This window comes from Corynebacterium sp. HMSC074C04 (genome assembly GCF_001838295.1).
GTDB classification, from domain to species: Bacteria; Actinomycetota; Actinomycetes; order Mycobacteriales; family Mycobacteriaceae; genus Corynebacterium; species Corynebacterium amycolatum.
Window position 1 is genome coordinate 213,331 of sequence record NZ_KV836264.1, and the last position, 26,797, is coordinate 240,127.

Sequence of the window (26,797 nt, forward strand, 5' to 3'; positions counted from 1 at the left end):
ACGCTATTCACCTATCGATGCACCGGAGCCTGTCCATCAGTGAGTAGCTCATCGATAGGAGCGAAGGAAAACCAGCAAACAAAAACGCCGCCCACGGAAAACCTCTAGCAGTTTCCATGGGCGGCGTCGCTGTACACGTCGTAAAGCGAATGTGGGTGCGTGGGTAATGCGGCGAGCTTTACTCGTGAGTGCCACGCAGATCTCGGTGGCCTTCGGCGTGCCAGTCGACATTGGTTTCATCCTTAGTGGTGACACCCACGTCGCGTTGATGCGGGACCTTCGCAATGATGTTGCGTCGAGCGCGGCCGGCGCGGAGCTGGCTTTCGATGCGCTCGGCAAGGTTGGCCAGGCCGAAGTTGATGGCGATGAGAATGATTGCCACGACGACCAGCGATGGAATCATGGCGCCGTAGTACTCGCCAAGCTGGCGACCAGAGCGGACAACCTCGACGTAGCCAATCATGTAACCCAGCGCGGAGTCCTTCAGCGCAATGACCATCTGCGAGATAATCGCCGGCAGCATTGCGGCGACTGCCTGCGGCAGCAAAATGGTGACCATCGTCTGGCGGTGGGAGAGACCCAGCGCAATCGCGGCTTCTCGCTGGCCCTTCGGCAGCGACTCGATGCCGGAGCGCAGGGTCTCGCCAATCACAGATCCGTTGTACATGGTCAGACCAAACACAACAGCGGCAAAGCCGAGGTAATTCGACGGGAACAGCTGCCAGATGGCGAACACCGAGTAGGCAAACAGCATGAGCACCAGCACCGGGATGGCGCGGAAAAACTCGACAATCACCGAGCACAGCCAGCGCACGGGTGCGATTGGACTCAGCCTGCCGACGCCCAGGAGAGCGCCAATCACCAGCGACAGAATAATAGAGGCGACAGCCGCGACAATGGTGCTGACCAGGCCGGGCAGTATGTATGTGGTCCAGGTTGTGGATTCGAGGAAGAACGACCACTTATTGGCCTCGAACTGGCCCTTGTCGGCCAGTTTCATTCCCACCCAGGCGAGGATCGCAACGGTGATTGCGGCCACGATCCAGGTGAGAATTCGGTTGAAGCGCTGAGCCTTGGGGCCTGGCGCGTCGTAAAGAACTGTTGCGCGAGTAGCCATTAGCGCTTCACCGCCCATCGCTTGCCAGCCCAGCCGAAGAACAGACCGGTCGGCAGAGTCAGAATAATAAAGCCGACAGCGATGATGCCGAAGATAATCAGGATATCGCTGGCGTAGTTTTCGGTCATGGTCTTCATCAGCAGCGACGCTTCAGCCACACCGATGACCGAAGCAATCGTGGTGTTCTTCGTCAGTGCAATCAGGGTATTGCCGAGCGGCACGATAGCGCCGCGGAATGCCTGCGGGAAGATGATGTGGCGGAAGCTCTGGCCGAAGCTTAGCCCCAGGGAGCGGGCGGCTTCGGCCTGCCCGAATGGCACAGTATTAATACCGGCACGCAGGGACTCCGCGACAAAGCACGAGGTGTAGGCAACAAAAGCCAGCACCGCCAGGCGGAAGTTCTGCTTGACAATAAAGGAGTCATTCTCCGCAGCCAGCAGCAGGCCCAAGTTGTAGTAGAGGCCCATCGCGGCCAGCAGGACAATCAACGTCAGCGGCGTATTGCGGACGATGTTGATGTACCAGGTCGACAGGGTACGCAGGATTCCCACGGGGCTCACACGCATGGCGGTGAGAAGCGTGCCAAAGATCAGGGAACCAATTGCCGAGGCAATCGTCAGTTTGATGGTCACCCAGAAAGCCGGCAGCAGTTCCGGCCCCATTTCACTCCATAGTTCTGGATTCATTGTTTGCTCGCACCCCTTCCTACTTCTTCTCTACGAACGACAAATCGCCGATTGCTGGCTTTTCGTCGAGCTCGAACTTGTCGCCCAAGTGCTTCTTGACAATCTTCTGAAGTTCACCGGTGTCGTACAGCGACTCCAGCGCCTCGTTGATGGCCTCACGGCTGGCATCATCGCCCTTGGGTAGGCCGATGCCGTAGTACTCGTTGGTCCAGTAGGAGCCATCGGGGTTACGCAGCTCAACCACACGGAAGTCATCGCCGAAGCGTTTCTTGTAGCGCTGGGCGAAGCCCGCGAGAATGGTCGCATCGGTGGTCAGGGCATCGACGACTCCCTGCTTCACACCTTCGGCGCATGCGGCGTAGGTATCGAACTCCTGCAGCTGCACCTCCGGCAGAGCGTCCTTGACCTTCTGTGCTGGGGTGGAACCGGAAACAGAACACAGGCGAGTGCCCGGGGCGACGTCGTCAAGCCCCTGGATGCCCTCGGAACCGCGCACCAACAGTGCCTGGTGCGTGACCAGGTACGGGCCGGCGAAGTCGACGGCAGCCAGGCGGCCAGCGTTGATGGAGTAGGTGGCGGCAATCATGTTGACCTCGCCGTTGTTAATTAGCGTCTCGCGCTGAGCGGACGGGGTCTCGCGCCACTCCATCTCGGGCACATTCCAACCGTTCTTGTTGGCGATGTACTCGATGACGTAGCGGGAGACATCTGTGTCGACGCCCGCGAAATCGCGATCCGGGGTGCGCTCACCGAGACCCGGCTGGTCAAACTTCGTGCCCAACGTCACGTGCCCGGCCTCGATATCGGCCAGCAGGTTTCGGGGCCCGCCGCTACCGCAAGCCGCGAGGCTCATTGTCGTGGCAACAGCTACGACAGCCGCTGCAACTCGCTTGCCGACGATGCCTCGGCGGCTCTGGTTGCGACTGAGTCCCCGGCCTCCTCGTAATAGTGAAAGCTTCATGGTGACCAGCCCCGCCTAGTGCCCGACGATCTTGGCCAAGAAGTCCTTGGCGCGATCGCTCTGCGGGTTGGTGAAGAAGGTCTCCGGGTCGGTGTCTTCGACAATGGACCCCTCGGCCATGAACAGGATGCGGTCGGCCACGCGGCGGGCGAAGCTCATCTCGTGGGGGACGCAGACCATGGTCATGCCGCCCTTGGCCAGGTCGGTCATGACATCGAGGACCTCGTTAATCATTTCTGGGTCGAGCGCGGAGGTGGGCTCGTCGAAAAGCATGACCTTCGGGTCCATGGCCAGGGCGCGGGCGATGGCGACGCGCTGCTGCTGGCCGCCGGAGAGCTGTGCCGGGTACTTGTCGGCCTGTTCCGCAATGCCGACACGGGCGAGCAGCTTGTCCGCACGCTCGCGGGCCTCGGCTTTGGAGATCTTGCGGACCTTCAGCGGGGCCAGCGTGACGTTGTCCCGAATGGTCATGTGGCTGAAGAGGTTGAAATGCTGGAAGACCATGCCAACCTCAGCGCGCAGGCGGGTGAGTTCCTTGCCCTCTTCGGGAAGAAGCTTGCCGTTGATGCGAATTTCGCCACTGTCGATGGTTTCCAGGCGGTTGATGGTTCGACACAGTGTGGACTTACCGGAGCCGGAGGGGCCGAGGATGACTACGACCTGACCAGCTGGGATTTCCAGGTTGATATCACGCAAAGCGTGGTAGTCGCCGTAGTACTTGTTCACCCCGGCAATCGAAATCATGCTCTGTGGTGTGGATGATTCAGTCATGGGGGAAAGTATAGGTGATGCACCACACATAACAGTTACCGGTGTTCCTTGTCCGATATTCACCTGTGAAAAGTGACTGCACGCCAATTAATAGTGACTGCACACCAGTTAGTTCTGAATATTTACGTGATGGCGCTGCGCAACAGGCTTGCGGCCATGTACGAACCAGTAGAAAACGGCCGCGAGAACCACCACAGCCGCCAGGCCTGCGTACATCTTGTCGAAGCCAATCGTGGCAGCTACCGAGCCCAACACGATTGGGCCGAGGCCGATGCCTGCGTCGACAAGTAAGAGCAGCGTCGAGATACCCGTGCCCAACTTGTGCGCCGGCGCCAGGTGCACGGAGATGGTCTGGCACGCCGGCATCAGCGTGCCGTAGCCCAGGCCGCAGAGCGCGCCAGCGGCGATGACGTGCCAGTCAGTGGTTGCGAAAGCCAGAACAAGCAGTGAGATGGTGAAGCACACCAGGCCGATGGCAATTACCGGGTTGTCGCCGCGGCGATCCTGTAGGCGTCCCAGCGAGAAGCGTGCTGCCATCATCGCCACCGCATAGGCGATGAAGAAGAAGCTGGCGCCCCTAGTCAGGCCGCCCAGCTGCGAGTATCGGTTCAAAAACGTAATCACGCCCGCATACGCCAGGCCGATGAGCAGCATGAACAGGCCAATTGGCACCACTCTCGGCGTCATGATGTCATCGAAGGAAAATGTGCGCTTCGTCTCGCTTGCCGACGAATCCTCGGTGGCCTCGGCCTTGGTTTCCGCAGTGGCGGGCCCGTTGTGTTGTGGCAGAACGAGTGCCAGCACCAGTCCGACAATGGACAGGCCGAGGGCTGTGGCAAAGAGGACGCTGTAGCCGACCGAGCCAATAAGGGCTAGGCCGAGAGCTGGGCCAATCGCGGTGGCCAGGGTGGTGCCGAGCGAGATGTAGCCAGTTCCCTCTGCGCGGCGCGAAGCCGGAATAGCGGTCTGGGCGGCGGCCATCACGGCGGTGGAAGCTAATGCGTAGGTCAGGCCGTGGATGATGCGGATTGCAATCAGGACCGGCAGGGATGCGGCCCAAATGTAGGCGGCACAGGCTGCCACGATGACAGCGAGCGAGCCAAGCATGATTCTGCGACCACCGAAGGTGTCCACCAAGTAGCCGGAAAAGAGACGCGCGATGGTGGCGCCGACCACGAAAGAACTGGCAGCGAAGCCACCGGCGGCATCTGAGGCGGAGAAGCGCTGGACGGCGTAGAGCGCCATGACTGTGATTGAAAGGTAGAACACCAGGTACATGCTGAAGTTAATCAGCCAGCTGATGATGAACGCGGGGGAGAAGAGCTTGTCTTGCCCGTGCTGCTCGTCCTGCTCGTTCTGTCTGCGCCTGTTCTGCGTGGTCGTATGCGTTGTCATGCTGAAAATACGGTCTCTTTTCCCGTTTGAAAACGATCGTGGAATTAGTGCTGTGGCAAAACTGCTTCCCGGCATTTGTATCGTGCAAAAATGCAGTTAGGGGTCGAATTATAACAATTGGTTTGTATGATGCAAACGCGCTTTTTCGGTCTTAACCCCATCCGCGGCGCGCTAGAATAGGAGCTGTTCAGCAAACAGATACATCTCACAGGCCCATTAAAGGACCGACATATAGGCGACAAGAGGATTGACTGCCATCGTGCGAAACGACGACCTAGCCGCGCTCGTTTACGAGAACATGCTGCTATCCCGGGTGAGCTCCAGCGGCTACCGACCACATCGCAAGGACATCCTGTTGGATCGCTCCGCCGCAGCACTACTGGCACGACTGGAAGCGCAGCCGGATATGACAGTCGCCGAGCTTTCCGATGCGCTGGGGCTGGACATTTCTACGGTGCACCGCCAGCTGGCCGCCGCCATGCGGCAGGGGTATATCGCGAAGAGACCCGCGCCGTCGTCAAGCGCGAAGGTGCATAGCGCGACCGACAAGGGGCTAGAGCTGCTGCACCGGGAAATCGAGGCGCGTAAGAAAACCGTCGATGACATTACGCACGATTGGGAGGACTCGGAGCTCGTGGAGTTCGTGCGATTGATGCGCAAATTCAACGAAGGCGTGGAAGAAATGCGTGGTCATCCATGGCCTAGATAACCGCGGATGCCGGGGTCATGGAATACTTGAGGGCGTGGCTGAGAAAAAGAAGATTGCAAACGTCCTTGCTAACCGATACGCCTCTGCGACTCTGGCGGAGTTGTGGAGCCCTGAGTACAAGATCATCCTCGAGCGCAAGCTCTGGATTGCAGTTTTGAAGGCCCAGGTCGCCCGCGGAATTGAGGTTCCGGAGGGCACTATCGAGGCGTATGAGAAGGTCATCGACCAGGTTGACCTCGATTCCATTGCCGCCCGTGAGCGTATTACTCGCCACGATGTGAAGGCCCGCATTGAAGAGTTCTGTGAACTGGCTGGCACCGAGCACATTCACAAGGGAATGACCTCGCGTGACCTGACTGAAAACGTCGAGCAGCTGCAGGTACTGGAGTCGTTGAAGGTTGTGCGTGACAAGGCTGTCGCTGTTGCTGCTCGCACCGCCGAGAAGGCCGCGGAGTACCAGTCGCTGGTCATGGCGGGTCGTTCCCACAACGTCGCCGCGCAGGCAACTACTCTGGGCAAGCGCTTCGCCTCCGCTGCCGACGAGATGCTGCTGGGTATCGAGCGCGTAGAAGACCTGATCTCCCGCTACCCGCTGCGCGGCATCAAGGGCCCGATGGGCACCGCCCAGGACATGCTGGATCTGCTTGACGGTGACGAGTCCGCACTGGCCTCCCTGGAAAACGAAATCGCTGCAGGCCTCGGCTTCGACCGCGTCTTTGACTCCGTCGGACAGGTTTACCCGCGCACCCTCGACTTCGACGCTCTGTCCGCGCTGGTCGAGCTCGGTGCAGGGCCGGCATCGCTGGCCACCACCATCCGCCTGATGGCCGGTAATGAGACCGTCACCGAGGGCTTCAAGGAAGGCCAGGTCGGCTCATCCGCCATGCCGCATAAGATGAATGCCCGCTCCTGTGAGCGCGTCCACGGTTTCCAGGTCATTCTGCGTGGCTACATGACCATGCTCTCCGAATACGCCGGTACTCAGTGGAACGAAGGCGACGTTTCCTGCTCCGTGGTCCGCCGCGTTGCGCTGCCGGATGCCTTCTTCGCCATGGACGGCATGTTTGAAACCTTCCTCACCGTCCTGTCCGAGTTCGGTGCATTCCCGGCCATGATTGACCGTGAGCTGGAGCGCTACCTACCGTTCCTCGCCTCCACCAAGATCCTCATGGCAGCTGTCCGCGCTGGTATGGGCCGCGAGGAAGCTCACGAGATTATCAAGGAGCACGCCGTCGCCACCGCATTGGATATGCGCGAAAAGGGCGCCGAGCAGAATCTCACCGAACGTCTCGCTGCAGATGAGCGCTTCCCGCTGGATGCCACAGGGCTTGCCGACGCTCTGGCAGACCGCCACGCGTTCATCGGTGCCGCAGAATCTCAGGTTGACCGCGTAGTTGCGCGTGTGCAGACCGTCGTGGACAAGTACCCAGAGGCCGCGGCTTACAAGCCGGGCGAGATTCTGTAGCTTCACGTGCGTCACGCGCGAATCGCGAAACGTGAAACGTGAAACGCGCAAACGTAAGTACCTTTGAAAAACTCTGTCACGTTGATGGCAGAGTTTTTCTTCGTTTGTTGGCGAAACCACCAGTGAGCAGCCAAGTTCCTCGGTACGATGAGCGATAAGTATCGAAACCTCTACGCGAAAGGTGCCCGACGTGACATCGGCTGTTAGGACTTCGCTTTCTCGCCCAGGTGCCACATTGAATGTGCTGCGCTGGGTCCCAGAAAATGATAAGGGCGCGCCCATTACTCCTAAGGGAGTGGTGCAGATTGTCCACGGCATGGTCGAGTACGCCAACCGCTACGCTAAATTCGCCGAATACCTCGTATCCCAGGGCTATGCCGTCGTCGCGCACGACCATCGCGGCCACGGTATGACCAAGACGGATGCTGGCATCCCGGGCTACTTCGCTGACTACGGTGGCTGGAATCTAATTCTCGAAGACCTCCACGCAGTGCGCCAGTACGTTGATGCAGAATTCCCAGGCAGCAAGCACTATATTCTCGGCCACTCTATGGGGTCACTTCTGACTCGTAACTACATCGCCAAGTACGGCGAGGGGCTTACCGGCGTCATTATCATGGGCACCGTGTCGTGGCCAGGAGCTAAGGGCGATGCGGGAATGAAGGTTGCAAACCTGCTGGCTAAGATTCGTCCTACCGCGCCGGGCAAGCTGCTCAACACCCTCACCTTTGCTGATTACAACAAGGGCTTTGAGCGCCGCACTAAGTTTGATTGGCTCACCCGCGACCACAAGATTGTCGATGCTTATATTGCGGACGACAAGTGTGGTTTCGTTCCCACCAATGCCTTTTTCCGCGACCTTCTCGTCGGCACGCACTACGCGAATTCGTCTGAAGCCTATGAGAAAGCGCCTGATGATCTGCCACTTTTCGTGGTTTCTGGTGCCGTTGATCCGGCGGGTGGCGCTGCCTGTGTGACTGAGGTCGTGGGCAAATACCTGAACGCGGGGAAGAAGGACGTGCGTTTTAAGGTCTACCCGGATGGTCGCCATGAGATTCTCAACGAGTTGAATAAGGAAGAGGTCTACGCCGACATTTTGGCGTGGTTGGAGTCCCGCTAAGGGGAGCTGGTTAATAGGCGAAAAGTGTGTCCGCTCGGCGTGTCGACCGGCGCGTCGGCGGGTGGGGGCCTTCGATACTTACCTCAATGCGAGTTACTGACTGTGTAGATGTCAGCGACGGCGGGGGATCTGAGTTACTGACTGCGTTTATGTCAGAAATGGCCCGAAAAATGGTCTGAAAGGGTCATAAACTCGCACAGTTTCACATTTGCAGCCCGTATTCACGTGTGGAGTCCGTAATTTTTGGTGTCTGCCCAGTCATTATCTTGAGAATCAGACACACCTTTTGTCTATTAACCCAGAGGTGCTGGAAGAACGTGTGCGCTAGCTCGGGGTTCGCGCCACTAGTGGAGCGCCTGTGTGAGCCCTAGAAAGCCACCGCACTTCTAATAAGTTTCCATTGCGCGGATGCTTTTGTCGGGTAACGTTCTTTTCACGCTGGAAGAAAAGGAACCGACCACATGATCAGAACAAGACAACTCTCGGCGGTCGTGCTCACCATTTCCATGTTGCTGGTGCTCGTAGGCTCTTTTGCGGGAATCACAGCAGGGCGTGCACAGGCGCAAGAGACTGCGAGTACTATCTCGCCAACCATGGTGATCCTGGATGCTTCAGGGTCAATGCTTGCCGACGATGCGGGTGGCCAAACCCGAATGGAGGCAGCGAAGGACGCGACGAGTAAGTTCGCGGGATCTGTGTCAGAGGACTCCGAAATTGGGTTCATGGTCTACGGCACGGAAGTCGGCAATTCGCCGGAGGAGCGGGGAAGCTGGCTGTCAGGACATCACCACGCTGCTGCCCGTGCAGGCTGGCAACTCGGCGAAGATTCCTGCTGAAGTAGGAAAGATCCAAGCCTCCGGCCACACCCCGATGGGGCCTGCGCTGCGTCAGGCTGCCGATGAGTTGCCGAAAGAAGGGCAACGTTCGATTGTGTTGGTCTCCGATGGTGGGGACACCTGTGCTCCGCCACCGGTGTGCGAGGTAGCCAAAGAACTCAAGCAGCAGGGCATTGATCTGGTCATCAACACAGTTGGTTTCCTCGTTGATGCGGGCGCACGTGCTGAACTTGAGTGCATTGCTGAGGCCACAGGCGGCGAGTACCTAGACGCCCAGGACTCCGATTCGCTGGCTGAGTCCATGAAGACGCTGGCGACCCGCACCGCACGCACCGCGCAGTCCAGCGCGCAAGAGATACAGGGCGGCGACGCTCCTACGAGCGCTACCCAGGTGCCTGCCGACGTGGAAACGTTCTCGACCAAGCTGCGGGAAAAGACTTCTGAGTCCGAGCGCAGCATCAGTAATCAGGAAGGCGACGGTGCTGAGTACTTCTCCGTCCCGGTCGCTGAGGGAGAGCGGCTTGCAATTAGTGCGGCCACGGTGCCGGGAGCGTCGTCAGGCGCGACTTTGATGGACCTAGATGTCCGCAACTTCGCGCTCACTATGCATTTGGACGACAGCAGTTGCTTCCTTGCCAATGATTTCGGCAATGGCATCATCGACTCTAATGGCCCCTTTTTCGCATCGATAACAACCAAGCAGTCCGGAGGAGCGGAGGGGGACTGTAAGTCGGGCAATATGGTGTTCTCCGTGGCCCGAAAAGGAGGCCCCTTCGAAGGTCAGGACATTCCTGCAGAAGTGACCATCAAGCGTTTCGCCAACGAAAACCTGACCGATGTGCCGGAGGCGTTCCCGTCCGACAAGGAGAGCTTGAACCCTCCGCCCGCGACACCGGAAGCAGATCAGGCTAAGAAGGTCACCCCAGGTTCGTGGTTCGATGACGCCACGGAACTTACTGCCGACAACATCAGCAGCGTCACGGCCGACATTGTTCCTGGTGAGACGCACGTGTACAAGATCAAGTCCGAGTATGGGCAGCAGCTCCGCGGCGCCGTCAAACTCATTAACGCCCCAGAAGCTGACAAGCTTGCACAGATCTCCGGCCTGGATATCAAGACGCTGAATTCGGCACGCCAGCTCGCCGGTAGCGAGGAAAACCGTCCTGTAAATGAACACCAGATCGGCGAAGAGACAACATTTGGTAACTCGGCCCGGATTAACTACCGCAATCGGATCGGCGAAGATGGTGAAAAGTCGGGCGATTACGAGGCTGAAAGAGCGTGGCTGGATGGTGACCAGTACATCGTTGTCTTCTTCAACAACAGTTGGGGCGCCGGTAAATCCCACGATGTCGCGGATGTTCAAAACGTCCCGGTGACTTACCAGCTGACCACGGAGTTGGTCGGCGAGAAGATCCCGGGCCCAGCTTTTGAACAGGTCGCGCACAAGTCGCCAAGTAGCGAAACCCCGACTAGTAGCCAGCAGAATCCGAAGACCACCGAAGAAAACGAGGATGATGGCTCCTCGACGATGATGTGGTTCTCTATGGGGGCGGTGCTTCTGGTCTTGGTCGTCGGCGCGACAATCGCGTTGACCCGTAAGTAACGCTAGAGCGTCCAGTACACGCCGAATCGGTCAGGCTTGACGACGGCTTCCGTGCCCTCGGCAACCTCAGCGCCTGTAAGGCCAAGCGCTTGGCAGGCGCTTTCGACCTCTTCGGCAGAATCGCTGGAGAGACGCATCGCCACACCGTCGCCGAAGGTGAAATTGTGCATGCCCGGCGAGTCGAGCGTCATGAAATTCTCTGACCCGAAAAGTTGGTTGTATACCTCGGTGGCGGCGGCAGCCTGTGGTTCGTCGCCTGTCCACATGAAGTAGGGAATAACGGCGGGATTCGCTGTCTTTGCGGCAGAGTCCGTGCTTGCAGCCCCGCTGGTTAAGGAATTAATCATCAGTTGCCAGTTGACCCCATTGCCGTCGACCAACCAGCCAAAGAGCGGCGAGAAATCGTAGCTGGTCAGGGGCATGAGTGCAGCACCACCGCTGATGGTTTCATCACCCGCCATCAGATGCTCCCACAGGCTGCGTAGCTGGTTTTCCTGACCAGGGGCAAATCGCACCATAAAAGACACAGCGGGGGTTAATCGGCGGTTCCCGTTCTCAATGAGTTCGAAGTCCATCCCGCCGATGGTGAGCGTGGTGGAGTTGGGCTTGATGTTGGAGTGAAAACCTTCGGCGTAAAACCGCGCAGCGGCGCGGGGGTCGTCGTTAAGCGCGATCACGGCCGAGATAGAAACAGTCATGAAAATGAGCCTAACGACGAGCGCTTAGCCGTGCAGAGAACGCAGCGTTTGATCCTAGTCAGTGAAGAATCTTCATACGGCGATATCCCCAGTAACGCTGCGCTGATTAGGGGATTTCAGTTAGTGGCGTGGGCTCTGCTCTCGAACTAGGTCTGCAAATCTGTTGATGTAGTCGCGAACAAAGTCCTCAGTGCTTGACGACGTGAATTCTCCTTGTTCGTCAATGAGTGTTGGCGATTGTCCCAGGAAGACCTCTGGCTGACCGAGCATCGGCATGTCGAAGTACGACAGCGCGAGTCGCAAGTTCTTCTGAGAGCTATAACCTCCCATACGGCCGACGGAGTGGCTGATAATTCCCGCGGGCAGGTTCTTCCATGCCACATCACCGTTGGGCTTAGATCCGATGTCAACGGCATTCTTCAGAGCTGCAGGAATTGTGCGGTTGTTTTCTGGGGTGACAAATAGGATGCCATCGCTGGCTTTAATGGTTTCCCGGAAACTGGTGTATTCCGCGGGAGTCGCAATATCGGACACTGCGGGGTCGTCGTAGTCGAAGTTGTAGAGAGGGAGGTCACGAATCTCGACGATGTCGACTTTGAAGTCATCGGGGAAGTACGTGGCTGCCTTGAGTGCAATCTTTCGTGCATAGGAGGCTCGACGCAAGCTTCCTACCAGGATAGAAATCTGTGCAGTCATGCGAATGTTCCTTTCTTAGGATGTATGGGGAAAGACGTGGATTTAGAAATCCCAGTCTTCATCTGCGGTGTCTTCGGCTTTTCCGATGACATATGCGGAGCCGGAACCGGAGAAAAAGTCGTGGTTTTCATCTGACCCCGGGGTGAGGGCGGCGAGAATTTCGGGCTTGAAGGCGGTCTCTTCATGGTTAAACCGCTGCGGGTATCCCAAGTTCATGAGCGCTTTGTTGGCGTTGTATCGAATGAAGTTGGCAACGTCGTCGTAGAGCCCGAGTGGTTGGTATAGGGCTTCGGAGTACCTCAGTTCGAGCTGGTATAGATCATCGAGAAGTTCGAAGACGAAAGCCTTCATCTGCGTTTGCGTGGCGGTGTCGTAGGTTTCTACGCCTCGCTGGAATTTGTAGCCGGAGTAATAGCCGTGAACAGCTTTGTCACGCAGAATCAGGCGCACCATGTCGGCGGTATTGGTCAGGATGCCACGTGATGCGAAGTGCAGCGGGAGGTAGAAGCCGGCGTAGAGCGAGAAGGACGAAAGAAGCGTTGCTGCCGCCTTTCGCTTGAGTGGAACGTCGCCGTAATAGTGTTTGAGCACAGCTTTTGACCGAGCCTGCAGGATGTCATTGGCGACTGCCCATTGGTAGGCAGCGTCGATGTCAGGGGTATTGGATAGCGTAGAAAATACTGAAGAATAAGACTTTGCATGCACTGCTTGCATGAAAGCGATATTCGTGTAGACGGCCTCTTCATGTTCGGTGCGGGCATCTTGAATTTGGGAAATCTCCCCGACAGACGCCTGGACTGTGTCGAGCATGGTCAGTCCGGTGAAGACCTTCATGGTCAGCTCGCGTTCTAGATCGGTGAGACGTCGCCAGTCTGCAAGGTCATTGGACAGCGGAACTTTTTCGGGCAGCCAAAAATTTGCTGTTAGGCGATTCCACACTTCGAGATCTTTGTCATCTTGCACTCGGTTCCAGTTGATTGGCCGAAGGCGGGCAGCTGGGTCCTTTCGAAAAGACGGTGGCGTAGTTGAATAGCTGTAGATGTTCAAGAAGTAGCGCTCCTCCAGAATTTTTCCAGGCCCTCTTTGACGTTCTCCACATCGTGGTCTGTCCCCAGTAGCTCATAGTGGTATAGCTCCGGAACCTGGCATTTTGCAGAAATGATGGCTCCGGCTATGCAAAAGTCGGTGCCGAAATTTGTGTTGCCCGAGGTGATGACACCGCGGATGAAACTCCTGTTGGTTTCGTCGTTGAGAAAAGCGATGACTTGCTTAGGTACCGCGCGGCGCCGACATCCGCCACCATAAGTCGGTGTGATCAGGACAAATGGGCTGCAAACGCGAATCATTCCGTCTTTTCGCGGATGTAACGGGATGCGTGCTGCTGGTTGAGCCAGCTTTTGGACGAACCGGTGAGTGTTTTCAGAAGCACTGGAGAAGTACACGATTCGGGGTGACTCCTCCGGTGGGAGTTCCGTGAAAGTCAGCGGCGTCTTCGATGATGAAGACACTCGATTACCTCCTATGTTCAATGGATTGAACATAAAATAGAGGAGTGAATGGGGTGTCAACAAGGCGTTGCCTACATGCGGTTGAAAAGTGCTTAGTCACGCAATTGCGAAGTAAAGCCGCGACTCTGCATTATCGGCGGAAAAACCCAGCAGCTGATCTTCAAGGCGGGAAAGTGGCGGGGTTGCCGGCCGGGGGGGGGGAGAGGGAGGAGGCGGTGTCTCTCGGAGGGGGCTCCAGTCGTGCCCCGGGCAAAAGCACAACAGGGAAACAAAACCGCCGCGCTTTGGAAAGGCCCAGTCGATGAGGAGACTGGTTTTCCAAAGCGCGGCGTTTTCTACAGCGCTTTCGCATCAACTACTTCAGCGGACGAACACTTCCGGTGAAGTGCGGACGCTTCTTCTTGCGATCCCACGCGACAATGTTGACTGCGCGGCCGATGTTGGAGCTGCTCTCAGTCAGGTTGTGAGCAGCACCTGCACCGTCACCGGTGTGGGTGAGTGCGACATTGATGGTGGTCGGCAGAACGACCGGCGCACCGAAGGAAATCTGGAACTCGTACGACTGACCCGGCAGAACCTGTGCCTCAGCCAGCGCGCGGGAGGCGGTGTACATGCCGTGTGCAATCGCTGCTGGCATGCCCAGAGCCTTCGCGGAGACAGAGGTGATGTGAATCGGGTTCCAGTCACCGGAAACCTTGGCCCACTTGCGGCCGGTGTTGCCAGCCAGCTTCCACTGAGCGGTGGGGAAGGGGACCTTAAACTGCTCACGCTTGATGGTCTCGGCGCCGGACTTGATGGCCTCACGCTGTGCCTGGACCTCTTCGAAGCCCTCGGCGTCCTTCAGGCGAACGCCCTTGGCCAGGTACACCGATTGCTCCTCGACCAAGGTGGCGCCGGATGTGGACGATGCAACAGTCGACTCCAGAACAACCTCAGTGCCCGAGCGGTGAGCGCGGAATGCGGCAACCTTCACCGCGATATCAACCTTGCCGCCGAGTGTGACAGGCGAGATTTCGCGGTAGGTGTTCTCGGTGTGGACCAGGCCCATCATCGGCAGCGGGAAATCGTCCCCAGCCATCAGCTCCATCTGAATGGGCATGATTAGGGCGTGGATGTGGCCGAAGAACGCTTGCTCAGACTTCGGGGCGCCAACGACGTCGCGGAAGTCCTGGTCGCGGTCGGCATCGACAGTGACACCCTTGACCACTAGTTCATCGACCTTGATTTCGGTGGAGTTCGGGCGCTTCTTTGCCGAACCAGCAGCTGCCTTGGCGTAGAGCGGAACCAGATTGGGAATGGCGTCCAGGGTCTTAGCCATAAGTTTTCCTCTTTCCTCCTTATCGGGAGCCTATGCGGAAGTCACGACTTCGCTTAGGCGCCGACGATGTTCTGACCACAGACGCGCAGGACGTGGCCATTGACACCGAGCGCGCGGTCGGAGACCAGGAAGGCGATTGCCTGGGCGACATCGCCCGGCTGGCCGCCCTGCTGCAGCGAGTTCACGCGTCGAGCAACCTGGCGGTTGACGAACGGAATAGCAGCGGTCATGTCGGTCTCGATGAAGCCCGGAGCAACAGCGTTGATGTTGCCGCCGCGCTTAGCGAACTCCTCAGCGTAAGCCTCGACCATTGCGATAACACCGGCCTTGGAGGTGGCGTAGTTGGTCTGACCGCGGTTACCTGCGATACCGGAGGTGGAAGCCATGGTGGCAATACGCGGAGCCTTCTCGAAGGCCTTGTGGTTCAGCAGCTGCTCGTTCATCTTCAGCTGAGCCTCGATGTTGACGGCGATGACCGAGCCCCACTTGGCGTCGTCCATGTTGGCGAACATCTTGTCGCGGGTGATACCTGCGTTGTGGATGACGATGTCCAGGCGGCCGTAGCGGGCCACAGCAGCATCGGCAATGGCGTTGCCGGCGTCGTCGGCAGTGATGTCCTGCTGCAGAGCCAGGCCACCGAGCTCGTTGGCAACCTTGGACAGCGCCTCGCCAGCCTGCGGAACGTCGATGACGATGACCTCTGCGCCGTCAGCCTTGAGCTGACGAGCGATAGCGGCACCGATACCACGGGCGGAACCGGTGACAGCGGCAACCTTGCCAGCCAGCGGCTTATCCCAGTCAGCTGGGATCTCACCAGCGTCGGAGGAGACGCGGAGGAACTGGCCGTCGATGAAGGCCGAGCGGCCGGAGAGGAAGAAGTGCAGGGAGGAAATCACGGACGGGGCGGTGACCGAGACACCCGGAGCAACGAGGATGCCGTTAGCGGTGGAGCCGCCACGAACCTCGTGGCCGAGGGAGCGAATCAGGCCCTCGATACCACCGGCGACAGCGTTCTCAGCAATCTCGGCCGGAGTTGCGTTGTGGTGAGCATCCTTGGCGCGGGAGACGGTGACGATGCGGCCACCCTTGTCCAGCTTGCGCATGTGCTTTGCAGCAGCGAGCACTGGGCCCTGCAGCTCTGACGGGCGCTTAGCCTCGGTGGCGACGAGGACAATGGCACCAATCTTGTCGTCAGCGGCGTTGCCACGACGAACTTGCAGGCCCCACTCTGTCAGCTGAGCTGCAACTGCGTCTGCATCTGCACCCTCGCCGGTGACGAGCACCTTGTCGTTGTTCAGCAGCGGACCGCCCGGCTTGTGGCGGCGCAGGAACGGTGGCTGTGGCAGGCCAGCTGCTTTAGCCAGTCCAGTGAGCGGACCACCGTTGACGAGTTCCTGGTACTTATCGGTCATGGAAAATTCTCCTTGAAAGTAAAAGTGTCTTTATCGGTGGTGCGCTTTTAGACGCGAGCCTCGAGAACTGCGACAACACCCTGGCCGCCCGCGGCACAGACGGAGATCAGGCCGCGAGTGGTCTTGCCGGTCTCGTCTGCCTTCTGGCGCAGCATCTTGGCGAGGGCTGCCACAATGCGGCCGCCGGTAGCGGCGAATGGGTGGCCGGCTGCCAGGGAAGAGCCCTTGACGTTGAGCTTCTCGCGCGGAATCGAGCCCAGCGGGCCTTCCAGTCCGAGCTTGGTACGGCAGAACTCCTCGTCCTCCCATGCCTTCATAGTGGACAGGACGGTGCCGGCGAAAGCCTCGTGGATCTCGAAGAAGTCGAAGTCGTCGAAGGTCCAGCCGTTGCGGGCCAGCAGGCGCGGGGTGGCGTAAGCCGGAGCCATCAGCAGACCCTCGTCGCCGTGGACAAAGTCAACTGCGGCTGCCTCGGAATCGACGACGTCGGCAAGCACGGGCAGACCGCGCTCAGCGGCCCACTCCGGGGTGGAGACGAGGACGGCAGAGGCGCCGTCGGTAAGCGGAGTGGAGTTACCGGCGGTCATGGTCGGCTCTGCTTCCAGGCCGCGGCCGAAGACTGGCTTGAGCTTGGCCAGCTTCTCCGGGGTGGAGTCCGGGCGCATGTTGGTGTCACGGGAAACGCCCTTGTACGGGGTGACGAGGTCAGTGAAGAAGCCCTCGTCGTAAGCGTTTGCCATGTTTTGGTGGGAAGCGGCGGCGAGCTCATCCTGCTCAGCTCGGGTAACGCCCCACTTGGCGGTGGTGATGGCCTGGTGCTCACCCATGGACAGGCCAGTGCGCGGCTCGCCGGTCGACGGAGTGTCCGGAGCCAGGTCGGACGGACGAGCCTTCAGGAAGACCTTTGCCATGTCCAGAGTGGACTTCTGGCGGCTGGCCTCCAGCAGGATCTTGCGCAGACGGTCGTTGACAGCAATAGGAGCGTCGGAGGTGGTGTCCACACCGCCGGCGATAGCGGAGTCAATCTGGCCCAGCTTAATCATGTTGGAGACAGAGTTGAGGGCCTCCATGCCGGTGGCACATGCCATCTGAATGTCGAAAGCCGGGGTGTCCGGCGCCAGTGCGGAGCCGAGGACACACTCACGGGTGAGGTTAAAGTCACGGGAGTGCTTCAGCACAGCGCCGGCGGAGACTGCACCGAGGCGTTCGCCGCCGATACCGAAGCGGGCGACGAGACCGTCGATTGCAGCAGTCAGCATGTCCTGGTTCGACTCGTTAGCGTATTCCTTATTAGAACGAGCGAACGGAATGCGGTTACCGCCGACGACGACTGCGCGGCGCAGAGAGTTATTGTTGGCCTGAGCTGCCATGTGATTGTTCCCTTCAAAATTCTTGAAGTGTGACGTGAATTACTAAATTTAGACAATACTGGTATCGGTGTTTTCTGTCACGTTTTTAGAAATATTTTTGCCCAGTCATCTACCGTGCGGGGGAGGTGAGGGGTAAACACCGTCGTTTACCTGTGAAAAATTCGATGGGCAGCAGTCCGGAATCTCAAAATTTTTCCCGCTTGACGACGGTAATTGCGTCAATCCCCACTAGTTGGGGTGGTGGCCGGAGGTATCAATAGAGTGCAAAGGCGTATAGGGGTTTAGACTTTATCGCCATGCGACCTGAACTTTCCTCGTATAACCATCTTTCCGCGGGCAAGGTCCGGGAAATCTACGAGATTGACCCTGAGACTCTGCTGCTTGTGGTCAGTGACCGTATTTCTGCCTTCGACCACATTCTGGAGACCCCGATTCCTGACAAGGGTCGAGTGCTCACCGCGATGAGCGTGTTCTTCTTCGACGAGATCGACTTTCCGAACCATATGGCTGGCCCGGCTGACGATGAGCGCATTCCGGAAGAGTGCCTCGGCCGTGCGCTGGTGTGCAAGAAGCTGGACATGCTGCCATTCGAGTGTGTCGCACGTGGCTACCTGACCGGCTCGGGTCTCGTCGAGTACAAGGAAAACGGCACTGTCTGTGGTATTGAGCTGCCAGAGGGCCTCGTCGAGGGCTCCAAGTTGCCAGAACCGATTTTCACCCCGGCCACCAAGGCCGAACTGGGCGAGCACGACGAGAATGTCTCTTTCGACGCCGTTGTGGAGTCCCTGGGGCAGAAGCGTGCCGAAGAACTGCGCGATGCCACCCTGCGTATCTACACCCAGGCTGCTGAACTGGCTGCTAAGCGCGGCATCATCCTGGCCGACACCAAGTTCGAGTTCGGTCTCGACTCCGACGGCAACCTGGTGCTGGCCGACGAGGTTCTCACCCCGGACTCCTCCCGCTACTGGCCAGCCGACTCCTACCAGGAGGGTTCGGTTAACCCGAGCTTCGACAAGCAGTACGTTCGAAACTGGCTGACCTGCTCCAAGTCCGGCTGGAAGAAGGACGAGGGCACTCCGCCGCCGGCGCTGCCGGGTAGTGTTGTGGAAGCAACTCGCGAGCGGTACGTCGAGGCCTACGAACGACTGTCAGGCCGCCGCTTCTCGGACTGGATTGGAGAACCTGCGTGAGCGAAGTGACCTTGGACTCGGCATCCGTCGGCAAGTCCGCAAAAAAGGATTTGCCCGCACCCCGTGCACAACGGAAGCCGGTGACTCGGTCCTTCCACGGAAGGGACTTCACCGATAACTTCGAGTGGCTCCGCGATAAGGAAAACCCCGAGGTTATCGAATACCTAGAGGCTGGACATGCCTATACGGAGGCTTTTACCTCCAATCTTGATGGCACCGCGGACGCGATTTTTAAGGAGATCAAGTCGCGCGTGCAGGAGACCGACATGTCGGTCCCAACTCGCCTTAATGGCTGGTGGTACTACTCACGCACGCAGGAGGGCAAGTCCTACGGGATGAGCTGTCGCGTGCGTGCGGAGGCCGGTGACGGTCTTGCCGCGTGGACTCCGCCGACCATTGCGGACGACTCTCCGGCACCAGGAGAACAGGTCATCCTGGATGCCAACGAGCTGGCCGAAGGCCACGACTTCTTCGCCCTCGGCGCAGCGAGCGTCTCCGCGGACGGCAATCTGCTGGCCTACTCCACCGACGTCACAGGCGGCGAGCGCTACACGCTGCGCGTAAAGGATTTGCGCACGGGCGAACTGCTTGACGACGAAATTGCGGGCATCGCCGCAGGTGCTACCTGGGTTGGCTCGGAATGGATCTTCTATCAGAAGGTCGACGAAGCCTGGCGGCCGGATTCCGTGTGGCGTCACCGCGTGGGCACCTCTACCGAGGATGACGTCTGTGTCTTCCATGAGCCCGATGAGGCCTACTGGGTCGGAGTCGGTACGGTACGCAGCGAAAAGTACCTGATTATTGAGAGCTCCTCGAAAATTACCTCCGAGGTTTGGTACCTGGACGCCAGTGACCCGACCAGTGAGTTCGCCTGCGTGCGCCCGCGCGAGTCCGGTGTTGAATACGACATCGACCACGCCGTCATTAGTGGCCAGGATATGTGGCTGATTACACACAATATGACTGGCTCGAACTTCGCACTGGCCATGGTGCCGGTGGGGTCTTTCGACAGTATTTCGGATCTCACTGAGCTGGTCCCGCACCGCGATGACGTCCGTGTCGAGGGCGTTGACTGCTTCGCTGGGCACATCGCGTTTGGGTACCGTCGCGGCGGTATTGGGCGTGTGGCGCTGGCGGTATTGGCGCAGGACGAGGATGGTGCTGGCTCCGCTGAGACGGGCGATGCTGCCGACCCAGTGCCAGCGTCCGCTGTGAACTTCGTCGAGCTCGAATTCGACGAAGAGCTCTACTCCGCAGGCACTACCGGCAACGCTGAATGGGACACCCCGGTGTTGCGCTACGCCTACGGCTCCTTCACCACGCCGTCGCAGCTCTGGCAGATTGATATTGCCTCGGGCAAGCGGGTGCTGCTCAAGGAGCAGAAGATTCGCGGGGAGTTTAATCGCGGTGATTACGTCGCCAAGCGTGAATGGGTGAGTGCAAGCGATGGTGCCCAGATTCCGGTGTCGATTATTCACCGCGCGGATTTGGATTTGGATGCGCCGAATCCGACGCTGCTCTACGGCTACGGTTCCTACGAATCCTCGATGGATCCGGGCTTTTCCATCGCCCGGCTGTCGCTGCTGGATCGTGGGATGATCTTTGTCATTGCACACGTCCGCGGTGGCGGCGAGATGGGTCGTGGCTGGTGGGAGAACGGTCGCGCAACCACGAAGAAGAACACATTCACTGACTTCGTCGCCGTCGCTGACTACCTGCTGGATTCTGGTTGGACCACGCGCCAGCAGTTGGTAGCGCTCGGCGGTTCAGCGGGCGGCATGCTGATGGGTGTGGTCGCAAACATTGCTGGCGATAGGTTCGCGGGCATTCAGGCCGTGGTCCCGTTTGTCGACTGCCTGACGTCCATGCTGATGCCAGAGCTGCCGCTGACCGTGGTGGAGTGGGATGAGTGGGGCGATCCGTACCACGACCCGGAGGTCTACGACTACATGGCCTCCTACGCGCCGTACGAGAACATCTCGGCCGATGTGAAGTACCCGAAGATTCTCGCGACTACTAGTTTGAACGACACTCGCGTGCTCTACGTGGAGCCGGCAAAGTGGATCGCCAAGCTGCGCGAAGTTGTCGGCGGCGAGCCGGGCCAGTTCCTGCTCAAGACCGAGATGTCCGCTGGTCACGGTGGTGTTTCCGGCCGTTACGAACGCTGGCGTCAGACTGCCTTCGAGTATGCCTGGATTGTCCACACTGCTGGTGCGGTGGAGTAACGGCATGGATATGCGCACGCTGCTGTCCGCGCAGGGTTTTGACACCGATTCGCTTTCCGACGATCAGTTGGCCGTCTACCACACGCTTTTTCGGCGGCGGGATGTCCGCCGCGAATTCGCCGGAGAAAAGTTGGACAGGGAGCGATTGATGCGCGTGTTGGCGGCCGCTCACGCCGCTCCTTCGGTGGGGCTGTCCCAACCATGGGACTTTCACATCATTCAGGATTCGGCTCGCCTGCAGCAGTTTGCCGACCATGTAGCCGGACGCCGCGCTGAATTCGCAGCCAAACTCGAAGGCGAGCGGCGCGAGACTTTCAATCCGATTCAGATTGAAGGAATTGTGGACTCGGGAACGGGCATCGTCGTCACTTATGACCCGACCCGTGGCGGCAAGAACATTCTCGGCCGCGACACCGTCGATGACACCGGGTTAATGTCAGTCGCGCTGGCTATTCAGAATCTGTGGCTGGCTGCTACGGCAGAGGGGCTCGGCGTCGGTTGGGTCAGTTTCTACCATGAGGATTTCCTGGCCAACTTTGTCGGTGTCGAGGCGCCCGTGCGGCCGGTGGCCTGGCTGTGCATTGGTCCGGTAACGCACCTGGCCGCGGAGCGTGACTTGGAGAAGTTTGGTTGGCGCAAGGGTTTGGCGCTCGATGAGGTTGTGCACTGGGGATAATCTGAACTCTTACTTGAAAGGCCTCTGAGTATTCTCCAAGCTTTGTCCTCTCCGTTACCAAAAATTTACATACGCCTGTTTTTGTTGAATCCATGGCAGGCAGTGGGGTGCAAGAACAGATTCGGACGACAGACCAGGTCGTTCGTCCAGCGGGCAAAGAGCTCGTAACTGTTGACGGTGGTGTGGTCGGTTCGCCGCTTTTGGTGTCGGTGTCGGGTTTGCGCGATGGCACATTGCTCGATGTCGCTCGTTTCGTGGCAGCGATGGAACAGCGCGGTATTACGCCGTCTCTGCTGGTAGCGCCGCATGCGGGTAAGAACTGGTCGTTGCGGGAAGCTCCGGCGGTGCTGGATTGGCTCCGCCGTCGTAGCGATGACGGCATCGAGATTGTTCTCGCGGGGTTCGATCAGTCGGTTCGAGGCCGAGGCGCGGAATTTGCGTCGTTGAGCGAACATGAAGCGCGCTTGCGCCTGATTGCCGCAACGCGCCAGATGCGTGCGATGGGTTTTGAGACGGATGTCTTTGCACCGCCGAAGTGGACCATGTCGCCAGAGACCATGAACGTGTTGCCGGAGCTGGGCTTCCGTGTTGCAGCGGACCGAAATGGGGTCCGCGACCTGATCACTGGTGCTGTTGATCCAACTCGCGTGCTGGCTATCGGCGAGGGCTTCGGCGGCGCCGGTTGGTGGCGCCGCGCGGTGCGCTCCTCAGTGCAGCGCTCGCTGGAGAAGGGCCGCGCGGTGCGTATCTCCGTTAACGCTTCGAAACTGCGGGAGCACAAGCTGCGCCAGGATGTTGTCGGCATCATTGACCAGGCGGTCGATGGGGGTGCGCAGCCGGTCAACCACTCTTCGGTGCCGCTGGGCCGCGAGTTCTTTGAAGGCATGGAGCAGGTCGGCTAGTCGTCACCTCTGACGGCTATCGTGGGACTGCCCTAGTGTGGGGTTTATGAGCAATCTCTTCGACATCCCAGTGACCACTATCGACGGTAACGAAGCAGCGATGAACGACTGGGCAGGCCACGTTCTGCTTATCGTCAACACCGCCTCGGAGTGCGGTTTCACGGATCAGTACGACGATCTGCAAGGACTTTTCGACGAACTCGCACCCCGAGGCTTCTTCGTCCTCGGCTTCCCCTGCAACCAGTTCGGCGGGCAAGAGCCCGGCAGTGCCGAGGAAATCAAGCAGTTCTGCCAGCGCGAATTCGGCGTTACCTTCCCGCTCTTCCAAAAGACGGAGGTCAACGGCGACAGCGCTCACCCACTCTACAAGCTGCTGAAGGAAACCCCGGACGCCGACGGCGAGGCTGGGGACGTGAAGTGGAACTTCGAAAAGTTTGTTATCTCGCCCGAGGGGGAGGTCATCGGCCGTTTCCGGTCCAAGGTTTCGCCTGACGACGACGCTCTGCGCGACCTCATTGAGGAAAATCTGCCTATTTAAACTTGGCTATTTGCTGGCGTCCAGCGGTGCTTGCTCGAAGTAGCCCGTGGCGCCGTAGCCCACGATGCCACCTCGGTTGCGCAGGGTCATGCTAGCTAGACCGACCTTGCCAAGCTCATCGCCACCGATGGTGACCCAGTCACCCTGAACCGCGACAACCATGTTGGCGTGTACCCCAAGGCCTGCGGGGTAGCGGTAGAAAATGATGTCACCCACCTGAGGAGAGAAGTCCTTGTCGGTGACGAAAGCATCATGTGCCTTGTAGGCATCCATGAGCTGTTCGACATCCGTAACCAGCCATGGGTTCTCGGTTGTGGCAGTGCTGTTCTGCGCAGTGTTGTACTGCTGTGTGCTGTTGTTGTCGGTGGCACTATTGGCAGCCGAATTCTCGGGCGTATCAAAGACCGGAACACCCGCGGATGCGAGCAGGAATGACAAGAATGGCGCAGTCCAGGAACCGGAGCAGTCGACCGTGTCTCCGAATGCGTCAAGGTTTGGATTCAGCTTCGATGTCTGGTTCGTAGCCGCAGGTGCAGAACCCGGCCTGGTGGCAGCAGCGGCGGCGACGGCATCTTCATCAGCGGTTGGGTCTGCGTCTGAATTCGGGTGCTCGCCGACCTTGGGGATAACGCTGCGGATGTCGGCATCAGTAGCGCCACACGCCAGGCCGAAGTAAACCTCAGGGGAGGGCTGCTCCTCGTACTGATAGCGCGCAACATCCTTCAGAGCCTGCTGATAGTAGGGGCGGTCTGCCTCGGTGCGGGGGAACGTGCCACCACGCCAAGCCAGAACATTGATAGGACCGAAGAGCGTGAACCACCCGGCGAAGAGGAATACCGCCGTCAGTACCAGGATGGACACAGGCGGGATAGCGGCGCGAACACGTTGCAGCATGCTCGGTGAGGATGCGTTCTCCTGGCCGTCGTCAAGCGATGGTGAGGAAGACTCAGACCGTGGTGCGTGAGGCTGCTGTGCGGGCACAGGCGCGGGTGAATCGGTGGTCATATCTTCCCAGGATAGTAGGCGGAGCTGCGGTCGTCCTTGGCGAGTGCGTCTGAGCCGTACGTAATGGCATAGTCTGCGGCTCCTGCTGCGGAAGGGGGCGTGCAGTTAAACTGTGGTTCATGACTTCATCCGACATGCGTAACGAGGCCGAGCACGACCCTCGTGAGGATCTGCCGAGCTTCCTGCGTGAGCCGGACAAAATAGACAAGCTTCTCTATGCATCGCTGATGCTGGTTGCCGTGTACGGCTTTGCAATTATCCCGTTCCGCGCGGTTTTGCTGCTCAAGTACACGTTTTTGCATACGTGGCTGACGGGCTCGAATCTCTCGGTGCTGATTCTCGCGTCGGAAAACGAGGATAGGCCGCTCTTCCTCTTCGCTGTTGTGGTGATTGCGGCGCTGTCGACAATTAAGTTCATGCCGTTCTTCTACTGGATGGGCAAGAAGTGGGGCACGGAATTCATCACGATGAGTTTCGGCGGCCATCCACCGCGATGGTTTAAGAAGATGGAGAACTTCATCTATGAACGCATCGGGCTGAGTGTGCTGGCATCGTTTGTGCCATTCTCGCCGATTCCGGCCACGATCGTCGTGGCCATCGGTGGTATTGCGAAGGTGCGCGGCTGGGTAGTAGGTGTGTACCTCTTCCTCTGTGCCGCAATGCTCAAGTGCTTCTACCTGTACTTGGGCCTGAAGTTTGGCCCAAGTATCCAGGGCTCCCTGCAGACGATTGACCGGTACGTCACCTACATCACCTTCGCGCTGATTGGCTGGATGTTCCTATCCATCTGGTGGAAAAACAGGAAGCCGGGCGGCCAGGCGGCTTAATCCTGTTCGCGCTCAATCAGCGGTAGCGGGCTGTACTTGTCACGCAGCGCCTTCAGCGACAGATCGTGAGCGTGCAGGCGCTTGTCCTCATCCGTCGTCGGCTGGAAGTGCGGTACCGGCTGTGGGTTGAAATCGTCGTCAATTGCGACATAAGTCATGGTCGAGTGCAGAGCCTTGCGCAGTCCGCCGACACCCTTGCGGGGCTCACAGCAGTAGACCTGCACCGACAGGTGCATCGAGGTCGTGCCGGTGCGCAGGATGCGTGCGCGCACCTCAACTAGGTCGCCAATGTGGATTGGGTTGTAGAAGCGAATACCACCTGCGTACACGGAAATAGTCTGGCGTCCCGCCCAGTTGGTGGTAACTGCCGTCGCAGCCTCATCAATCCACTCCATGGCGGTACCGCCGTGGACGTTTCCGCCCCAGTTAACATCGGTCGGCTTTGCCAGGAAACGTGTGGTCAGCTCGGGTGCAGAGGAATCCGCGGAGTACGTTTGCGCGCGCATGCTGGCTTCGATGTCGCGGCGGAGCTCAAAACGGGAAAGAGCGGCCTTTTCAACACGCTCTTCTTCCTCCGTTTGCGGCACCCACTTCGGAACCGGTGTCGACTTACCATTTTCATCCATGGCCACGAAGATCACTAGGCAGTCAGCTGCGCGGGTGAACTTGCCCTCGCGCGGATCAGCTGAGAGCACCTCGTTGACGATGTGCATAGAACTGCGACCGGTATGCGCAATCTTGGAGCGCACCTCAACAATGTGGCCGCTGGGAATCGGGCGAGTGAAGTGAATGTGACCGAAGTACGCAGTCACGCAGTAGCGTCCCGACCAGCCGGTCGCACAGGCGTAAGCGGCCTTGTCAATCCACTGCAACACACGGCCGCCGTGGACGGAATTGGTTCCGGCCATAATGACATCGGTCGGCGACGCCATAAAACGGAGTACAAGAGATGGTGACGCTGGAGCGTGCACCTGTTCAGCTTTTTCAGTTGACTGCGTATCCATATATGAAAGCATAACTCTAGGATGAGGTTATGGTATCCAAAATCTCGCCTTTCGACGTTCGCAGCGCTCTTTCCACCGCCGCACCCTGGGCGGCGCAACGTCTTCTCGGCCGCGAATTGCTATCTGACCAAAAGGCTGCCTCCTTCGCCGGGGCAGATGGGGCGCAGGGGCCGTCGTTAAGCCGTGCGAGCCTCGCCAAAGCGGTGCGTCTGTCCGTGCGGATGCTCGCCCAAGAGGCGCCGGGGCATAGCGTCGAGGTGCGCGTGCCGCCCTTCGTCGCGGTCCAGTGCATTGAGGGGCCCAGGCACACACGCGGTACGCCGCCCAATGTCGTGGAGATGTCGCCGGAGATTTGGCTGGGACTCGCGTGCGGAATGATCACGTTAGAGCAGGTGCAGGCGCACATCGATATGTCGGGCACGCGTGCGGCGGAAATCGGGAATCATCTGCCGGTGGCGCGCATTTCTTAAAACCCGTTGGGGGGATGCTGAATTGGTGCCCGGGCGGGTGGGGCTATTAGTGTGAATGTCGTGGCCGATACCAACATTTCAGGTGCACCAAAGACCAAACTGTTGCCAATTTCGCCTTACGACGATCTGGGGGAGACATCCCCGCGTGAAGAATGTGGCGTCTTTGGCGTTTGGGCACCTGGCGAAGACGTGTCCAAACTCACCTACTATGGCTTGTTTGCCCTGCAACATCGCGGCCAGGAAGCCGCCGGTATCGCAGTCGGCGACGGCGACCAAATTCTCGTATTCAAGG

The 26,797-nt window shown here is 58.9% G+C and carries 26 protein-coding genes and 1 pseudogene; 13 read left to right on the top strand and 14 right to left on the bottom strand.

Going from position 1 to position 26,797, the window contains the following annotated elements; translation table 11 throughout:
- Positions 1 to 178 precede the first annotated feature (178 nt).
- From HMPREF3011_RS00940 to HMPREF3011_RS00960, 5 genes are all read right to left on the bottom strand, one after another.
- Positions 179 to 1,117, bottom strand: coding sequence for an amino acid ABC transporter permease (locus HMPREF3011_RS00940; RefSeq protein ID WP_070560530.1), 939 nt, complete (start codon positions 1,115 to 1,117; stop codon positions 179 to 181).
- The gene (locus tag HMPREF3011_RS00945; protein ID WP_070560533.1) at positions 1,117 to 1,803 is read right to left on the bottom strand and encodes an amino acid ABC transporter permease; all 687 of its coding nucleotides are present in this window, start codon (positions 1,801 to 1,803) and stop codon (positions 1,117 to 1,119) included. Before HMPREF3011_RS00945 ends, HMPREF3011_RS00940 begins: the two co-directional genes overlap by 1 nt.
- Positions 1,804 to 1,822: 19 nt before the next feature.
- Positions 1,823 to 2,764 carry a glutamate ABC transporter substrate-binding protein gene (locus HMPREF3011_RS00950; protein WP_070840986.1) on the bottom strand — a complete coding sequence of 314 codons (942 nt, stop codon included), beginning with the start codon at positions 2,762 to 2,764 and terminating at the stop codon, positions 1,823 to 1,825.
- Between the two features lie 15 nt (positions 2,765 to 2,779).
- Positions 2,780 to 3,508: an amino acid ABC transporter ATP-binding protein gene (locus HMPREF3011_RS00955; protein WP_070840987.1), complete on the bottom strand. Its 729-nt coding sequence runs from the start codon at positions 3,506 to 3,508 to the stop codon at positions 2,780 to 2,782.
- Positions 3,509 to 3,643: 135 nt separating this feature from the next.
- Complete coding sequence (locus HMPREF3011_RS00960; protein WP_070560539.1) at positions 3,644 to 4,930, bottom strand: MFS transporter; 1,287 nt, start codon at positions 4,928 to 4,930, stop codon at positions 3,644 to 3,646.
- A gap of 259 nt (positions 4,931 to 5,189) precedes the next feature.
- Between HMPREF3011_RS00960 and HMPREF3011_RS00965 the strand changes: the two genes are divergently transcribed.
- The 5 genes from HMPREF3011_RS00965 (at position 5,190) to HMPREF3011_RS00980 (ending at position 10,666) form a co-directional block, all read left to right on the top strand.
- Complete coding sequence (locus tag HMPREF3011_RS00965) at positions 5,190 to 5,639, top strand: MarR family winged helix-turn-helix transcriptional regulator (protein ID WP_038626519.1); 450 nt, start codon at positions 5,190 to 5,192, stop codon at positions 5,637 to 5,639.
- Positions 5,640 to 5,673: 34 nt separating this feature from the next.
- A complete protein-coding gene (gene purB / locus HMPREF3011_RS00970; RefSeq protein ID WP_070840988.1) occupies positions 5,674 to 7,104 on the top strand; it encodes an adenylosuccinate lyase in 1,431 nt (476 codons plus the stop codon).
- A gap of 190 nt (positions 7,105 to 7,294) precedes the next feature.
- Positions 7,295 to 8,224, top strand: a complete 930-nt coding sequence (locus HMPREF3011_RS00975) for an alpha/beta fold hydrolase (RefSeq protein WP_048733074.1) — start codon at positions 7,295 to 7,297, stop codon at positions 8,222 to 8,224.
- Positions 8,225 to 8,685: 461 nt separating this feature from the next.
- Complete coding sequence (locus tag HMPREF3011_RS11300) at positions 8,686 to 9,060, top strand: VWA domain-containing protein (RefSeq protein WP_246821373.1); 375 nt, start codon at positions 8,686 to 8,688, stop codon at positions 9,058 to 9,060.
- Positions 9,026 to 10,666 carry a vWA domain-containing protein gene (locus HMPREF3011_RS00980; RefSeq protein ID WP_246821374.1) on the top strand — a complete coding sequence of 547 codons (1,641 nt, stop codon included), beginning with the start codon at positions 9,026 to 9,028 and terminating at the stop codon, positions 10,664 to 10,666. The genes HMPREF3011_RS11300 and HMPREF3011_RS00980 overlap by 35 nt, the downstream gene beginning before the upstream one ends.
- Positions 10,667 to 10,668: 2 nt before the next feature.
- Here HMPREF3011_RS00980 and HMPREF3011_RS00985 read toward each other — a convergent pair whose 3' ends face one another.
- From HMPREF3011_RS00985 to HMPREF3011_RS01015, 7 genes are all read right to left on the bottom strand, one after another.
- Positions 10,669 to 11,364 (bottom strand): VOC family protein, encoded by a 696-nt coding sequence (locus HMPREF3011_RS00985; RefSeq protein ID WP_038626511.1) that lies wholly within the window; start codon positions 11,362 to 11,364, stop codon positions 10,669 to 10,671.
- A gap of 120 nt (positions 11,365 to 11,484) precedes the next feature.
- The gene (locus tag HMPREF3011_RS00990) at positions 11,485 to 12,060 is read right to left on the bottom strand and encodes an NADPH-dependent FMN reductase (protein ID WP_016421405.1); all 576 of its coding nucleotides are present in this window, start codon (positions 12,058 to 12,060) and stop codon (positions 11,485 to 11,487) included.
- A 42-nt stretch (positions 12,061 to 12,102) separates the two neighbouring features.
- The gene (nrdF, locus tag HMPREF3011_RS00995) at positions 12,103 to 13,107 is read right to left on the bottom strand and encodes a class 1b ribonucleoside-diphosphate reductase subunit beta (protein ID WP_080971523.1); all 1,005 of its coding nucleotides are present in this window, start codon (positions 13,105 to 13,107) and stop codon (positions 12,103 to 12,105) included.
- Positions 13,104 to 13,568: a class Ib ribonucleoside-diphosphate reductase assembly flavoprotein NrdI gene (gene nrdI / locus HMPREF3011_RS01000; protein WP_080971522.1), complete on the bottom strand. Its 465-nt coding sequence runs from the start codon at positions 13,566 to 13,568 to the stop codon at positions 13,104 to 13,106. The genes nrdF and nrdI overlap by 4 nt, the downstream gene beginning before the upstream one ends.
- A gap of 355 nt (positions 13,569 to 13,923) precedes the next feature.
- Positions 13,924 to 14,886 (bottom strand): MaoC/PaaZ C-terminal domain-containing protein, encoded by a 963-nt coding sequence (locus tag HMPREF3011_RS01005; protein WP_070628503.1) that lies wholly within the window; start codon positions 14,884 to 14,886, stop codon positions 13,924 to 13,926.
- A 53-nt stretch (positions 14,887 to 14,939) separates the two neighbouring features.
- On the bottom strand, positions 14,940 to 16,298 hold the full coding sequence (locus HMPREF3011_RS01010; protein WP_038626500.1) for a 3-oxoacyl-ACP reductase: 1,359 nt from the start codon (positions 16,296 to 16,298) through the stop codon (positions 14,940 to 14,942).
- Positions 16,299 to 16,345: 47 nt separating this feature from the next.
- Entirely contained in the window at positions 16,346 to 17,668 is a 1,323-nt protein-coding gene (locus HMPREF3011_RS01015; RefSeq protein WP_016421400.1) for an acetyl-CoA C-acetyltransferase, read from the bottom strand.
- Between the two features lie 296 nt (positions 17,669 to 17,964).
- Between HMPREF3011_RS01015 and HMPREF3011_RS01020 the strand changes: the two genes are divergently transcribed.
- The 5 genes from HMPREF3011_RS01020 to HMPREF3011_RS01040 all read left to right on the top strand — a co-directional run bounded on the left by HMPREF3011_RS01020 (position 17,965) and on the right by HMPREF3011_RS01040 (position 23,199).
- A complete protein-coding gene (locus HMPREF3011_RS01020) occupies positions 17,965 to 18,858 on the top strand; it encodes a phosphoribosylaminoimidazolesuccinocarboxamide synthase (RefSeq protein WP_038626496.1) in 894 nt (297 codons plus the stop codon).
- A gap of 5 nt (positions 18,859 to 18,863) precedes the next feature.
- Complete coding sequence (locus tag HMPREF3011_RS01025; RefSeq protein WP_371440756.1) at positions 18,864 to 21,083, top strand: S9 family peptidase; 2,220 nt, start codon at positions 18,864 to 18,866, stop codon at positions 21,081 to 21,083.
- A 4-nt stretch (positions 21,084 to 21,087) separates the two neighbouring features.
- A complete protein-coding gene (bluB, locus tag HMPREF3011_RS01030) occupies positions 21,088 to 21,759 on the top strand; it encodes a 5,6-dimethylbenzimidazole synthase (protein WP_049181155.1) in 672 nt (223 codons plus the stop codon).
- A 92-nt stretch (positions 21,760 to 21,851) separates the two neighbouring features.
- Entirely contained in the window at positions 21,852 to 22,661 is an 810-nt protein-coding gene (locus HMPREF3011_RS01035) for a polysaccharide deacetylase family protein (RefSeq protein WP_222866949.1), read from the top strand.
- Between the two features lie 46 nt (positions 22,662 to 22,707).
- On the top strand, positions 22,708 to 23,199 hold the full coding sequence (locus HMPREF3011_RS01040) for a glutathione peroxidase (protein ID WP_070840989.1): 492 nt from the start codon (positions 22,708 to 22,710) through the stop codon (positions 23,197 to 23,199).
- 6 nt (positions 23,200 to 23,205) lie between these two features.
- On the opposite strand, the gene HMPREF3011_RS01045 is transcribed toward HMPREF3011_RS01040, so the two are convergent.
- Positions 23,206 to 24,204: a hypothetical protein gene (locus tag HMPREF3011_RS01045; protein WP_070840990.1), complete on the bottom strand. Its 999-nt coding sequence runs from the start codon at positions 24,202 to 24,204 to the stop codon at positions 23,206 to 23,208.
- 119 nt (positions 24,205 to 24,323) lie between these two features.
- Between HMPREF3011_RS01045 and HMPREF3011_RS01050 the strand changes: the two genes are divergently transcribed.
- Positions 24,324 to 25,031, top strand: a complete 708-nt coding sequence (locus HMPREF3011_RS01050) for a hypothetical protein (RefSeq protein WP_070840991.1) — start codon at positions 24,324 to 24,326, stop codon at positions 25,029 to 25,031.
- Here HMPREF3011_RS01050 and HMPREF3011_RS01055 read toward each other — a convergent pair.
- Entirely contained in the window at positions 25,028 to 26,035 is a 1,008-nt protein-coding gene (locus HMPREF3011_RS01055) for an acyl-CoA thioesterase (protein ID WP_038626488.1), read from the bottom strand. The genes HMPREF3011_RS01050 and HMPREF3011_RS01055 overlap by 4 nt on opposite strands.
- A gap of 29 nt (positions 26,036 to 26,064) precedes the next feature.
- Here HMPREF3011_RS01055 and HMPREF3011_RS01060 point away from each other — a divergent pair, with 29 nt between their 5' ends.
- Together HMPREF3011_RS01060 and HMPREF3011_RS01065 are read left to right on the top strand one after the other, a co-directional pair.
- Complete coding sequence (locus tag HMPREF3011_RS01060) at positions 26,065 to 26,505, top strand: sterol carrier family protein (protein ID WP_038626486.1); 441 nt, start codon at positions 26,065 to 26,067, stop codon at positions 26,503 to 26,505.
- Positions 26,506 to 26,580: 75 nt separating this feature from the next.
- Positions 26,581 to 26,797 (top strand): annotated as a pseudogene (locus HMPREF3011_RS01065) (amidophosphoribosyltransferase); the annotation flags it as partial.